This window comes from Gemmatimonadota bacterium, from assembly GCA_040388625.1.
Classification (GTDB): domain Bacteria; phylum Gemmatimonadota; class Gemmatimonadetes; order Gemmatimonadales; family Gemmatimonadaceae; genus Fen-1247.
Genome location: JAZKBK010000004.1, coordinates 619,646 through 632,366 on the forward strand (window position 1 = coordinate 619,646; position 12,721 = coordinate 632,366).

The 12,721-nt window shown below is 62.1% G+C and carries 12 protein-coding genes; all 12 read right to left on the minus strand.

The features are described 5' to 3' along the window. Nucleotides 1–206 precede the first annotated feature (206 nt). Complete coding sequence (atpG, locus tag V4529_11400) at nt 207–1,067, minus strand: ATP synthase F1 subunit gamma (GenBank protein ID MES2358929.1); 861 nt, start codon at nt 1,065–1,067, stop codon at nt 207–209. Nucleotides 1,068–1,106: 39 nt separating this feature from the next. Next, nucleotides 1,107–2,684, minus strand: coding sequence for a F0F1 ATP synthase subunit alpha (gene atpA, locus V4529_11405; protein MES2358930.1), 1,578 nt, complete (start codon nt 2,682–2,684; stop codon nt 1,107–1,109). Nucleotides 2,685–2,729: 45 nt separating this feature from the next. Then, nucleotides 2,730–3,557 carry an AraC family transcriptional regulator gene (locus V4529_11410; GenBank protein ID MES2358931.1) on the minus strand — a complete coding sequence of 276 codons (828 nt, stop codon included), beginning with the start codon at nt 3,555–3,557 and terminating at the stop codon, nt 2,730–2,732. Nucleotide 3,558: 1 nt separating this feature from the next. Beyond that, complete coding sequence (locus tag V4529_11415) at nt 3,559–4,311, minus strand: ABC transporter ATP-binding protein (GenBank protein MES2358932.1); 753 nt, start codon at nt 4,309–4,311, stop codon at nt 3,559–3,561. Nucleotides 4,312–4,392: 81 nt separating this feature from the next. Next, entirely contained in the window at nt 4,393–6,000 is a 1,608-nt protein-coding gene (locus V4529_11420) for a hypothetical protein (protein MES2358933.1), read from the minus strand. A gap of 25 nt (nt 6,001–6,025) precedes the next feature. Beyond that, nucleotides 6,026–6,358, minus strand: a complete 333-nt coding sequence (locus tag V4529_11425; GenBank protein ID MES2358934.1) for a hypothetical protein — start codon at nt 6,356–6,358, stop codon at nt 6,026–6,028. Then, nucleotides 6,355–6,801: a hypothetical protein gene (locus tag V4529_11430; protein MES2358935.1), complete on the minus strand. Its 447-nt coding sequence runs from the start codon at nt 6,799–6,801 to the stop codon at nt 6,355–6,357. The genes V4529_11425 and V4529_11430 overlap by 4 nt, the downstream gene beginning before the upstream one ends. Before the next feature lie 11 nt (nt 6,802–6,812). Beyond that, nucleotides 6,813–7,856: a glycosyltransferase family 2 protein gene (locus V4529_11435; GenBank protein ID MES2358936.1), complete on the minus strand. Its 1,044-nt coding sequence runs from the start codon at nt 7,854–7,856 to the stop codon at nt 6,813–6,815. Further along, entirely contained in the window at nt 7,853–8,614 is a 762-nt protein-coding gene (locus V4529_11440; protein MES2358937.1) for a polysaccharide deacetylase family protein, read from the minus strand. Before V4529_11440 ends, V4529_11435 begins: the two co-directional genes overlap by 4 nt. Then, nucleotides 8,611–9,774 (minus strand): glycosyltransferase family 1 protein, encoded by a 1,164-nt coding sequence (locus tag V4529_11445; GenBank protein MES2358938.1) that lies wholly within the window; start codon nt 9,772–9,774, stop codon nt 8,611–8,613. Before V4529_11445 ends, V4529_11440 begins: the two co-directional genes overlap by 4 nt. 8 nt (nt 9,775–9,782) lie before the next feature. Next, nucleotides 9,783–11,285, minus strand: coding sequence for an NAD(P)/FAD-dependent oxidoreductase (locus V4529_11450; protein ID MES2358939.1), 1,503 nt, complete (start codon nt 11,283–11,285; stop codon nt 9,783–9,785). A gap of 304 nt (nt 11,286–11,589) precedes the next feature. Next, nucleotides 11,590–12,705 carry a Gfo/Idh/MocA family oxidoreductase gene (locus tag V4529_11455; GenBank protein ID MES2358940.1) on the minus strand — a complete coding sequence of 372 codons (1,116 nt, stop codon included), beginning with the start codon at nt 12,703–12,705 and terminating at the stop codon, nt 11,590–11,592. Nucleotides 12,706–12,721: the final 16 nt, after the last annotated feature.

Below are 12,721 nucleotides of genomic sequence, written 5' to 3' on the forward strand. Positions count from 1 at the left end.
GCCGTGAGGCGTCGTCGTACTGCGGGCAGGCACGGGGGCCTGCCGGAACAACAGGCGCGGATACATCCGCGCCCTACATGCTTTCGAACTACAGGCGCGGATACATCCGCGCCCTACCTGCGGCTATGGTCCTGCGTGGGGCGCAGTATCGCTGCGCCCTCTACCTACGGCGATGGTCCTGCGTGGACGCGGTATGGCCGCGCCCTTTATTCCAGTGCTGCTGCACCGCCGACGATCTCGGCGATTTCCTGCGTGATCTGTGCCTGGCGTGCACGGTTGTACGTGCGGCGAAGGACGTTGATCATGTCGCTTGCGTTATCCGTTGCGTTCTTCATTGCGGTACGTCGTGCACTCTGCTCACCCGCCACTGTTTCGACGAGCGCGCGGTAGATCGAATTGCGTACGTAGAGCGGAAGCAGCTCTGTCAGAATCGCGTCGGCCGATGGCGCGAGGATGTAATCCCGCGCGATGCCGGTGCGCTTCGGTGGTGTGACGGGAAGCACCTGCTCCGCCGTAGCCGGTGTCGAGAGCGCCGAATTGAACTTGGCGTACACGACATACACGGCATCGAGCGCGCGGTTTGTGAAGTTCTCGATCAGTGAATCGGCGAGGCCGCGAGCATCGCTCGCGGTCGGCCTGTCGGTGATGTCGGTGCGCGCAGTGGCGAGCTCGCGGCCGAGATACCGGAAGAATCCGATGCCCTTGCGCCCGACGATGTGCAGCTCGACCTGAGTACCATCGGACTCGAGCCTCTGTACGAGCACGCGCGCTTCCTTGATCAGGTTCGCGTTGAATGCGCCGGCCAGGCCGCGATTCGACGTCAGGAGCAGCACGGCGGCGCGTCGTACATGCGCCGGCTGGCGGAGCAGCGGGAATTGCTCCGCCAGGTCCGGTGAATACAGATCGGAGATGACCTCCGCGAGCGACCGTGCATACGGCCGCGCGCCGACAACGCGGTCCTGCGCGCGCTTCATCTTCGACGTCGCGACCATTTCCATCGTGCGCGTGATCTTGCGCGTGTTCTCGACGGATTTGATGCGGCCTTTAAGCTCTCGTCCTTTCGCCATGCGTCGCTGTTATGACTCGATGCGGATCAAAACCGGCGATCAGGCCGGCTTCTTCCGCGTTGCGTTGTAGCGTTCGATCGCGCGCTTGAGCTCGGCTTCGAGATCCTTGGAGAGCGCCTTTTCCGTGCGAATCTTGTCGCCGACCTGCGGGAACTGCGCCGACATGAATGCCAGGAACCCGTGTTCCCAGTCGCGGATCTCCGCAACCGGAACCTCGTCCACGAATCCATTCGTCACCGCGTAGATCACCATCACCTGCAGCTCGACCGGCATCGGTTGATACTGCGGCTGCTTGAGGATCTCGACGGTACGCGCTCCACGATCGAGCTGCTTCTTGGTCGCCGCGTCGAGGTCTGATGCGAACGACGCGAATGCTTCCAGCTCGCGGTACTGCGCGAGATCGAGGCGGAGACGACCGGCGACACCCTTCATCGCCTTGGTCTGCGCCGAACCACCGACACGCGACACGGAGATACCGACGTTCACCGCGGGACGAACGCCCGAGTAGAACAGATCGGCTTCGAGGAAGATCTGACCATCGGTGATCGAGATCACGTTGGTCGGGATGTACGCCGAAACGTCGCCAGCCTGCGTCTCGATGATCGGAAGCGCGGTGAGCGATCCACCCGGGGCGAAGATCGTCTTGCCGTCGACGACGCTCTTGTCCTCGCTGAGCTTTGCGGCACGCTCGAGCAGACGGCTGTGCAGATAGAACACGTCGCCCGGATACGCCTCACGTCCAGGCGGACGGCGCAGGACGAGGGAGATCTGGCGGTAGGCCGCGGCCTGCTTGGACAGATCGTCGTACACGCACAGCGTCGCCTTGCCTTCGTTGTACATGAAGTACTCGGCCATCGCGCATCCCGAGTACGGCGCGATGTACTGCATTGGCGCGGGGTCGGCGGCGCTCGCAACGACGACGATGGTGTAATCCATCGCCCCCGAGCTGCGCAGGCGATCGACCACGGCGGCCACGGTAGAGGCCTTCTGCCCGATCGCGACGTAAACGCAGACTACACCGGTTCCCTTCTGGTTCAGAATGGTGTCGATCGCAATTGCCGTCTTGCCGGTGCCGCGATCGCCGATGATCAGCTCACGCTGGCCGCGGCCGATCGGGATCATCGAGTCGACAGCCTTGAGACCGGTCTGGAGCGGCTCCTTTACCGGCTGGCGAACGATGATGCCAGGCGCCTCGCTCTCCACCTTGCGGGTGTGTTTGGCGTTGATGGGGCCGCGCTCGTCGAGCGGGCGACCCAGTGCATCGACGACGCGGCCGATGAGCTCGGGTCCGACGGGGACCTCGAGCACGCGACCGGTGCGGCGGACCTGGTCGCCTTCCTTGAGGATCAGGTAATCGCCCAGGATCACGGCGCCGATGTTGTCCTCTTCGAGGTTCAGCGCCAGGGCGGTGATGAGCTCGCCGGTCTCGGACGAGGTGACGTTCAACATCTCACCCGCCATCGCCTTGGAAAGGCCGTAAATGCGGGCAATGCCGTCTTTCACTTCGAGGACCGTTCCTACTTCCTCGACCTTGAGGTCATTGAGGTCAGCGGCTTCGATCTCACGAAGGAGAATGTCCTTGATTTCGCCAGGACGGAGCGCGGTGTCAGTGGCCATGATTTAAGCGGGAATTTTATGCTTGTGGCGAGCTTGTGAAAATTATCACAAGCCCCCTTTTCCTGCAACTCGACTCCTGGTTCTGCCCTGAACGAACCGATCCACGAGGTCGATAGTGCGGAGACCAGAAAGGGACGCCGGTCGAGTGCTCGCTATGCGCTGGGTCGTCACCGCGAGGTGGGATGAGGAGGCGAATCCCAACACCGCCGCGACATCCCGGACGTCGTACCCCGGATTCTTGGACAGCTCTGCTGCCGAAATGAGCCGGACCAGGTCGATGACCCGCTTGAGATTGGCTCCCCGGTCGCGGGCGAAGTTTCTACTCAAATGTTCCCGCGTGACACCCATCACCGCCGCAAGGGTGGTCGTCGTCACGGGCCGCCCCGCATGGAGCACGATCGCCCGCCAGGTTTTCCGTTGAGTCTCGCTGGTGAAACCGAGCGGGTCCGGCGCGTCCGTCAGCGCTCTGGCGAAGCGTGACGAGTAGCTCAGCGGCGCAATGATGTCGCGCGCGCTGGCCTCGTCGATCTGCTCGCATAGCACGTCTGCAAAACCGAGCGCCGCGGCGTGCGCGACGGCTTCGGCGTCCGTGGTGCGGAGAGGGAGCAGACCGAAGAACGGCGTACTCGGAAAATCCACGGCGCGTGCAGCAAGCGTCCAGTGCGTGTCACCCTGTGCGGCAAGATCGATGACCACAGCATCGATGAGCTCGCGCCGTATTGCTGCTTCGAACTCCTCGAGGTTGCGTACGAGCACGGTGTGACAGCGCCGTCGCGGAAACGCGGCGCGCACGAACGCGCGCGAACGCTCGCGGCCGGCATAAACAAGAATGCACGGGAATGCCGGAGACGCGGAATCGATCACGGACGTCATGTTAGACGCCCGCCAGAGCTGCGTCCAGACTCGGCTTGCCTTCTATGAACTGTCGCACGACGGGATCAGTGGTTTGCTGAATCTCGGCGACTGTCCCGACCTGCCGCACCTTACCCTCGTACAGCATGGCGATGCGAGTGCCGACGCTGTACGCGCTGCGCATGTCGTGCGTGATGACGACGCTCGTGACGCCGAGCTTCTGGCGCATGCGAATCATGAGCTCGTCGATGACCGCCGAAGTCACGGGATCGAGCCCGGTCGTCGGCTCATCGTACAGAATGTATTTGGGCCGTTTGGCGATTGCGCGCGCGATTCCGACTCTCTTGCGCATTCCGCCCGAGAGCTCCGCGGGATATTTAGACTCGGCGTCAGGAAGATCCACAAGGGCGAGCGATTCGGTGACGCGTTCCGCGATTTCCTTCTCAGACATCGTGCGCATCTTTCGCAACGCCATCGCGACGTTCTCCCCTACGGTTAGCGAATCAAACAGTGCTGCGAACTGGAATACGTAGCCGATTCTACCGCGCAGGTCGTATAGCTGCTCGCGCGGCAGATCAGGCACTTCGAGTCCGTCGACAAAGACAGTGCCGCTATCCGGCAGAAGGAGGCCGACGATGTGCTTGATGGCGACCGACTTACCGGTGCCGGAATAGCCGATGATCACCATCGTTTCTCCCTCGTCGACTTCAAGCGTGAACCCCTCGAGCACTTTCTTGTCACCGAAGGATTTGTAAACGTCGTCGAGTCTGATCATTTGGCACCGGCAGAAATCACAAACATGAAATTTAACCCACCGGACTGGAGTCAGCCGGCGCAGCGTTTCACAAGGAAATTATCACCTGGGCCGCACCTCATAGAGATAGAAGCGCTCGGGGACGAGAGCGTCGCCGAAGGCAGCCAGCGGTCGAATGGCGAGCGACGGGGAAGTTGCTTCGAGTGAGTGGTTCAGTATGAGAACCATCACCGAATCCCGAGCCGCACAGCACGTATCGATGCGAGACAGCACTTGCGCATCATCGATGATAGCCGCCGGCAGATTCAGCGGCGCAAAGGTCATCAGCACATTGCGGTCCAGCGCGAAAATCGGCCTGTCGAGGTAGCCCGAGACGGAGGTGGCATTGAAACCGGGCGACGCGAGGAGCGGAAGTCGATCCAGGCCGTGCGAACGTATGTAGTCGGCAGCGGCCTCACCTTCCGAAAATGGCATTACATAATCAGCGACCAAGCGGAAGCCGCCACCGATAACCTGAAGCCCGAGCAGTGTGATTATCGCGAGCTGTGCCCGCCCGTCGATCCAGCGCACAGGTGCAGATTTCGCGACCGGTTGCCGTCCGGGCGGCATCTCAGCCGCCTCGGCTGCGGCGAACCACAGCGCCATTATTGCAGCGAGAAAGAAATAACCGTGATGATACAGCGAACCGCCGTAAACAAAGATCGAGAACAGCATCAGGATGCCCGTCGCCGATAGATACAGGCTCAAAGCAATAGCGGACCGGCGCATGAGCATCGCGAGCAGTACAACGCCGACGATCGCCAATATTCCCGCGAGCAGAGCTCCCTTGTGCGAGCGATCGACAAGAAAATTCGCCCACCAGATGTCGCTGGTTTCTTCCATTCGAGGGATCGGTACATAGCCGCGCCAGATAGGCGCGATTGCGATCAATGGTCTCTCCACCCAGCTGAACTGTTCGGCGCGGTGCGCCCCCGCGAGTCCGGGTCCGACGAAGGAGTTGTCCGACGCGGGCCACACCTGCACGGCGGCGAGCAGGACCGCCGCTGCCCCGACAAGCACCGGAAGCGCAACCTGGCGCATTCGCTCACGTCGTGCGGCGCCAGCGGGCCCGAATAGCGCCGCGGCGACAAGCGCAATACCGCAGGCAACGACGAGCATCGAGCCGTACACGCTCGTGTCGGCGAGGAGCGCCATTACCACCGCTGCCATTCCATAACGCGGCTTGGGCCGCGCCAGAAGGACGCAGAGCAGGATCGCAAGCGTGAGTCCTACCCCGTAACTGCGTGCTACTATGGTCCAGCCGTACACAACGAAGTAGCCGAACGCGAAGAGCACCCGGATCAGACGTGGGAAAGGTGCGAAACGCGCAAACATATATACGGTGCAGCAGCTGAACAGCAGCGCGATGGGCTGGATCCAACGCGGATCGCGCACCGCCCGCGCTATCGGGCGAAGCAGCAGGTACCAGAGGCTGGGGTGTCCCTCGAAATGGAAATAATGAAACAGGTCGCCAAGGGACGCTGCGTCTCGCGCAAGTAACCATGCCTGGATTTCGTCGCGCCACATCTCGTGGTGCAACATCACTGGCAGCGTCACCACCAGAAATGCCGCGACGAGGATCAGTGCGAACTGGCGCTCTGTTTTCGGGGTTGCCGTGCGGGATTCCGTATTCGGCGGAGAGTCTTCGGAGATGGTCCTGGCGCGGCTCAAGCGAAAATCATTGGTGTCAACGAGCTCAGCGCGGACTGTGCCGCGGCTTGCTCGCCGCATTGTAGATAATGCCTATCAAGCGCCCGATCGCATAGCCGATGACGAACGCGTAGACGAAGCCGAACAGCGCACCATGCCAGGTGACGCTGTAGCCGGGCAGGAATATTCCGAGCAATCCAAGATGCGGCCCGACGACGGCACCGCCCTTGATCACCAGGAACAGCGTTGCGATAGCGAGGCCGAGACCGAGCACCAGCCCCATTGCAACACCCCATGCGCGCCCGTTGATGCGGGCGAGTGTCCTGCGAAGTTCGTCATCTGCTCTCGTCACGCGCTCTGCTCCGCTGGATGCTGTCATACGTAATCCAACAAGTCCCTGGTCGCGAGCCAATCTGCCCGCGCGCGGAAATAAAGTATCCATATCGCCAGCACGACGTTGCGCGTGAATGCGAGAAACCAGCCTGCAACGAACCCGACGGCAAATCCCCACGCCAATCCGATGAAGACGCCGGCGATGGATACGCTGTAACCGTAGAAGTACTGCGCAAGCAGGCCCAGATCAGCCATCTGCCGCGGATCCACCACGAGATCGGCGAGTGTGACAAGTGCGAAGATCGAGGCGAAGACGACGCCGCTCGCGAGTCCAAGTGCGGCCTTGTGCAACGGCGCGAATGCGAGCACGATCGTGTTGTTCGCGCGCTGTTCGCCCGTCACCGAGAAGGGTCCGCCTCGACCGTCGGTACCGGCGAGGCTCCCATCAGGCAGGCTGAGATCGCGGTTATCGGGATGCCCATTTCGCATAATCACTGGCCTCATTGTAGAGCGCCGCGAAGCGACGGAGCGGAGGTCCGGCGCCACCCGGTAATATGTACAAACATTGCCCAGACTGCTCCAGTTCCGCTGACAATATAGAAGGCCAGCCGTAACGGAATCACGGCAAGCGCGAACCGGCCCCCCCTTCGCTCGGCGAACCATCGGAGCAGTGTGAGGTTTCCCAGTATCACACACACGATGCAGCCCAGCGACAGTAACAGCCAGCGCGGGTCGACGAGGATTGCGGCAACGGCAACTCCCGCCAGCGCCACGCCCACAAGTGCGGTCAGGATCTTCTCCGTGTGCCGCACGTTGAGCGTTCCCGGCCGTCCCGAGTTGCGACGCTCGAGCAGGAGCAGCATCCACGGGACCGCGCGGTCCTTGAAATCCGTCGCAAGCATGCGCCGAAGAGTCCAGTGCTTGAGGTGCGTACCCTGAATTTCCGGACGGAGCAGGATTCTGTCGCCGTTGGCAACCAGTCTGTAGCCAAGTTCGATGTCCTCGATCTGCGGGCGCGGGAATCGCTGCTCGTCGAACATGCCGGCCGCGAGGAACGCAGACCGCCGAACCGCACCGCATCCAGCCCAGAACGTTTCCGCGTCACCGTAACTGGTAAGATGAACGTAATGGTGCAGCAGATTGCGATACTGTGACACCAGGCCCGCGGCGCGCGGGTCGGTGTCGTATGCACCGAACACCGCGGCGATGCGCTCATCGGCGCCAAATGCATTGACGAACCCGGTCAGTACGTCGGGACGCACGCACACATCTGCATCGACAAATACGAGGAACACACCCTGTGCGACTTCTGCGCCACGATTTCTTGCGGCCGCCGGTCCGAGTGGCCCGTCGGGAAGACGCAAGACACGATCAGCGAAAGCGGCGGCGGTTGCCGCAGTCTCGTCGGTACTGCCGTCATCCACCACTATCAGTTCCCACTGATCGCGCGGCAGTGTACTCGCACCGAGCGAGGACAACGATTCACGCAGCATGGCTGCGCAATCGCGCGCGGGAACGATCACGGAGCAGATCAACGAGCTCACGCGACCTTCCCTGAACTTTGCATGGTTTCTCGAATACGACTGCGCAACCGACGCGCGAGCGCACGCCGCCGAACGAATCGACTGAACGCCGGCGAACCCCACGATTCGAGAGTTCCGGGCTTCCTGAGGTAGTAAGCGTCGAGACGTGGGAGCAGCGCCGGATCCTCTCTCGCCGACAGAATGCGAAGATCCGTGGTGCACGCGTAGGCGTAGTGGGCCCGAGCGCACCGGGCTGCGGCCTCGTTCACATCCCCGAACGGGTACGCGAATGTTGCGGGGCGCATTCCGACGTGTCTCAAAATATCCTCGGAAGAGCCCGCAATCTCATCCGTCATCCGCGTATCGCCGATCGCGCCGAGTCGCGGATGCGAGCGTGTGTGTGCACCGATCGCTACACCGTCGCGAGCAAGTGCGCAGATCGCGTCCCAGTCGAGCAGATCCAGTGTCGGTATGCGTGGATGTGCCACGCCACCCCACGCGTTGGTGCCGCCGGCACAGCCGGATACAACAAAGAGTGTCGATGGTAGATCGTATTCCGCGAGCAACGGGGCCGCCACCGTCGCGAAGTTGAGAAATGCGTCGTCGAATGTAAGAGCCACCGCATCGCCCTGGGCAGAGTCGCCGGATAGTCGCTCGAGCGGCACCACACGAACGCGGCCTGACGCAAGCCACCGAACATGGCGCCCGAACGTCTCCGGATCGAGCGAGATCGGCGATCCGCTACGATCCAGCGAGTGATACATGATGACCGCCTTCACGCCGCCGCCTCTCGCAATGCAGACAGCGCGACGTCGGCCGCCGCAACCCAGCTGAGACGACCCGCGCCCTCTCGCGCACGGTTGCCGCGCGTAACGCGATCGCCCTCGTCCGTCATCAACGCGATCATCGCACGCGCCGTGGCCTGTTCGTCACCCGGTTTCACGAAATAGCCACCGTCCTTCAGCAGGTCGGGAAGCGGACTGGCGGTGGTAGCGATTACCGGCGTTCCACATGCAGCGGCCTCGATCGCGGGGAGGCCAAATCCCTCGCTCTCCGACGGCAGCAGCAACGCGATCGCACCCGACAAGAGGTGGCGCAGCTCGTCATCCGGTATGAAGCCTGTCCATTGGACGAGTTCCGTCGTGCCGCACTGACGAATCGCGTCTGCGATTCGCGGGCTGTCACCATGAAAGACGTCCGAGTCACGCGTGCCGACAAGCAGGAGACGTGGCGGATGCTCGGCGCCGCGAATTGCGGCGGCGTGCGCTCTCACGATCATGTCCACGTGCTTGTGAGGATTGAATCCGCCGACGTAGACAAACCATCGCTCGCCGTCGCGCAGGCCGTACTTTCGCGCGACGGCGTCGATATCCGCGGCACACTCGCTGGGCTTGTAAATGGAGGACGGCGCCTCGGTTGCGACTCTGAGACGATCGCGAGAAAGTCCGTGCACGGCGACGATCTCGCTCGCGGCAAATTCGGACACGGTGAGCACCAGCTTCGCCTGTATCAGTGCGAGCCGGGTCTTGAGATTCCAGAATAGGCGGGCGCGTCGCGATGGAAGAGTCATCTCGGGAAAGCGCTCTGCGATCGCGTCGTGCAGAGTGACCACCGCTGCGAGACGCGGCGGAAGCGGAAAGTACGTGTAGACAGACGGCGAGAAGAAGACATCGAGTTTCGCACGCCACACCGCGCGCGTGAAACGCAGCATGTCGCCCGGAGACCGCGAACTGTCGACGGCGGCGGCAACCGTTGGGGAGACGCGTTGCTGTACGAGTACGAGACGCACATTCGCCGTCGTGCCGGTCCATGTGGCGGCTGCGCGGTCGTCCACGAAGAGCGTGAACTCGTCCGCTGGAGACCGCTCAGCCATCGCCGCGATCAGCTCTCGCGCAAATCTGCCGTAGCCGCGTCCGTTGGCGATGCATGTCGCGTCCACACCTATCCTCACGCGCTGGCAGGCAGCTTATCTCCGGCGCGAGCATCGCTGATGTCGGAGCTGGCTATCTCGAGCTTCTGTTCCTCGTGGTAATCGAGATCGGTATTCACTGACCATACGTCGTGATTCGCACCGTACATGTTCGCAACAGTGAGCATCGCGGTGTACATCGAATGATCCTGATTGTTGTACTTGTGCATGCCGTTGCGTCCCACCATGTGCAGGTTGGGAATCGCATCGGTAAAGTCGCGTACGGCGTCGAGGTGACCGCGATACGCCGCATTGTAGATCGGATAAGCCTTCGGCACGCGCACGACAGTGCCGTCCATCACGGTCGATGCGCGGGCAAGGCCGAGCTGCTCCAGTTCCCTGGTGGCGAGCGCGATGAGATCCTCGTCGCTGCTGTTCCAGAGCCCGTCGCCCTTGAAGCAGAAGTACTCGAATCCGAGGCACGTGCGTCCCGGCTCGGGTACCATGTCGCGGCTCCAGTTGTTGAAATTCTGGATGCGCCCGACTTTGACGCCGGGTGTGTGGATGTAGATCCAGTTATCTGGAAAGACGTTCTCTCCTTCCAGTATCAACGCTACGACCAGAAAGTCGCGGTATGCCAGTCCTTCGGCCCCTTCGCGTGCTGAAGCCGGCGGTGCGTCGCCCATGGACCGCACAAGCGAGCGCACGGGCAGTGTCGAGATGAAATGGCGACCCGCGATTCTGATCTCGCCGCCTGGCGTCTGCACACGTGCAGCGGTAAGGCGACCATTGCTGTATTCCAATCCGCTCACGTGATGGCGCATGAGCACCTTGCCGCCCATCTCGCGAATGCGGTCGCGACACGCTTCCCACATCTGGCCAGGGCCGAGGCGCGGGTACTTGAAGGTGTGAATGAGCGTCTTGATGGCGGACGACCTTCGATTGAGCGACGTTGCGGATAGCACGGCCGCTGCGAGCGACAGCCCCTGGATGCGCTGTGCCGCCCATTCCGCACGAATCTCGCTGCACGGAATTCCCCAGACCTTTTCCGTGTAGGTCTTGAAGAAGAGCTCGTACAGTCTGCGTCCGAATCGATTGCACACCCACTCCTCGAACGTATCCTCCACGGGATACGGGTGCAGTCTGGCGTCGACGTAACTCGCCACGATTCGTATCGCATTCACGACGCCGAGCCCGCTGAGCGCATTGCGCGCCTGCAGCGGATAATTGAAGTACTTGCCGCCGTAGTGGATTCGCGACAGTCTCGGGACATCGATGAACTGATCGCCGAGCAACTCCTCCCAGAGCTCCTGCACGGGAGTGATCTTGGTGAAGAAACGGTGGCCACCGATGTCGAACCGGTATCCCTTGTACTGCGCAGTCTGGGAGATTCCGCCTACTGTGTCGCTGGATTCAAGCACGGTTACGGACACACCGCGCTTGGCGAGCAAGTACGCAGCCGTAAGGCCTGCTGGGCCAGCGCCGCAGACGATAACGCTGTCGCCCGCCCGCAAACGGTCCACACGGCGCGCGCTGGACATTCGCTCGTCTCGTTCGATCAGTTCCATGGCAGGTGCGGTGGTCAATGCGCGCGGCCGGCAAGCGTGAACATCGCTGAAAGGTGCGCTACCCGAAGGTGTCCGTGGCAGGGATATCCCGCACCAACCGTACCGCCGGATGGCTTTCTACCCACGGCAGGTGAAAGCAGCGTAAGTGCTTGCCATACAATACTAATCATATGTTTACGTAATGATAAGCACACACACGGACGGCGCGGGGGGGATCGAACTGCTGCGCCGGCACCACATTCTGCCATGCGGCGCTACAAACCCGATGGCGGGAGGGCTAGCCCGGAATTACACCCATCTGGAGACTTGCGACGTCGCGAACCGCATCACTATCGAGCGCGATGCGCTGGCCCGAATCCGCGGAAAGATAGGTAGCGGCGATCACCTCGAGGACATCGACTCCGGCCTGGCCGTCGGCCGGAAGTTCACCACCATCGCGGAACGCAAGCAGAGACCGCTGGATCAATCGCCGCGTTGCCAGCATCGCTGGGTCCTTGGGATTGCGCGCCAGCATCGTGCGAAGATGGCCGACTTCGCGCCACGCCAACCCCGACACTCCGTACTCGAGCCGCACATGCGGCCTGGTGCTGCGATGGAGGCCGGCCGATACACGGGCACGTCCGCCGAACGAGGCACGCAGGGACGAGTCACGAGTTTCCGCTCGCAATTCGAAGTACTGCGTTTCTCCCTTGCACAGCCTGTCCTGAACTATCTGGGCCAGCCGGCCGCGACTGAACTCGAGCGTGACGAGGGCGACCGCGTCCGAATCACTGTCGCGAACTCCACAGGTGGACGTCGACGCCGAAACGGAGACAGGGCGCTCGCCAAACAGCGCCATCAGGAAATCCACGAGATGGATGCCAGCTTCGTACAGCGTACGTTGCAACATCTGGCCGCGCCATCCCGGCTCGGCCCACGGTGGCAGGTCCATCAACTGCCAGGCCTGGGCGAACACCACGCCTCCGGGCGCGGCATCCGCGGCATCGCGAACTGCGCGAAATATCTCCATTTCACGAAACTCGTGATTCAGTGCGACGCGCTTTCCGGTTGCGGCAGATGCGGCGAGTATGCTGTTCGCTTCGTCGATACTGGAGGCGAATGGCTTTTCGCATATCACGTGCGCGCCGGACTTCAGTGCAAGTATGCAGTGATCGACGTGGCTCGCCGGCGGCGTGCCCACAATCACCACGTCCGGCGTCGTCCGCGAAATCACATCTTCGATCGACTCGAAAACCGGCACTTTCCACGTCGATGCGGCGCGGTCTCTGCGCGCCGCATCGACATCGCACGCGCCGACCACGGTCGCGATGTCCGGTAAGCCAGCGAGCGCCGGCAGGTGAAGCGTGTGTCCGGCGTTACCCAGCCCGACGACTGCGACTTTGAATGGAGGCATTCGATCTCCGTTTTGA

Bases quoted from the DNA above. Each gene is read 5' to 3' on its own strand.
- atpG (MES2358929.1), bottom strand. From the start codon at position 1,067: ATGGCGAAAGGACGAGAGCTTAAAGGCCGCATCAAATCCGTCGAGAAC.
- atpA (MES2358930.1), bottom strand. From the start codon at position 2,684: ATGGCCACTGACACCGCGCTCCGTCCTGGCGAAATCAAGGACATTCTC.
- V4529_11410 (MES2358931.1), bottom strand. From the start codon at position 3,557: ATGACGTCCGTGATCGATTCCGCGTCTCCGGCATTCCCGTGCATTCTT.
- V4529_11415 (MES2358932.1), bottom strand. From the start codon at position 4,311: ATGATCAGACTCGACGACGTTTACAAATCCTTCGGTGACAAGAAAGTG.
- V4529_11425 (MES2358934.1), bottom strand. From the start codon at position 6,358: ATGACAGCATCCAGCGGAGCAGAGCGCGTGACGAGAGCAGATGACGAA.
- V4529_11430 (MES2358935.1), bottom strand. From the start codon at position 6,801: ATGCGAAATGGGCATCCCGATAACCGCGATCTCAGCCTGCCTGATGGG.
- V4529_11450 (MES2358939.1), bottom strand. From the start codon at position 11,285: ATGTCCAGCGCGCGCCGTGTGGACCGTTTGCGGGCGGGCGACAGCGTT.
- V4529_11455 (MES2358940.1), bottom strand. From the start codon at position 12,705: ATGCCTCCATTCAAAGTCGCAGTCGTCGGGCTGGGTAACGCCGGACAC.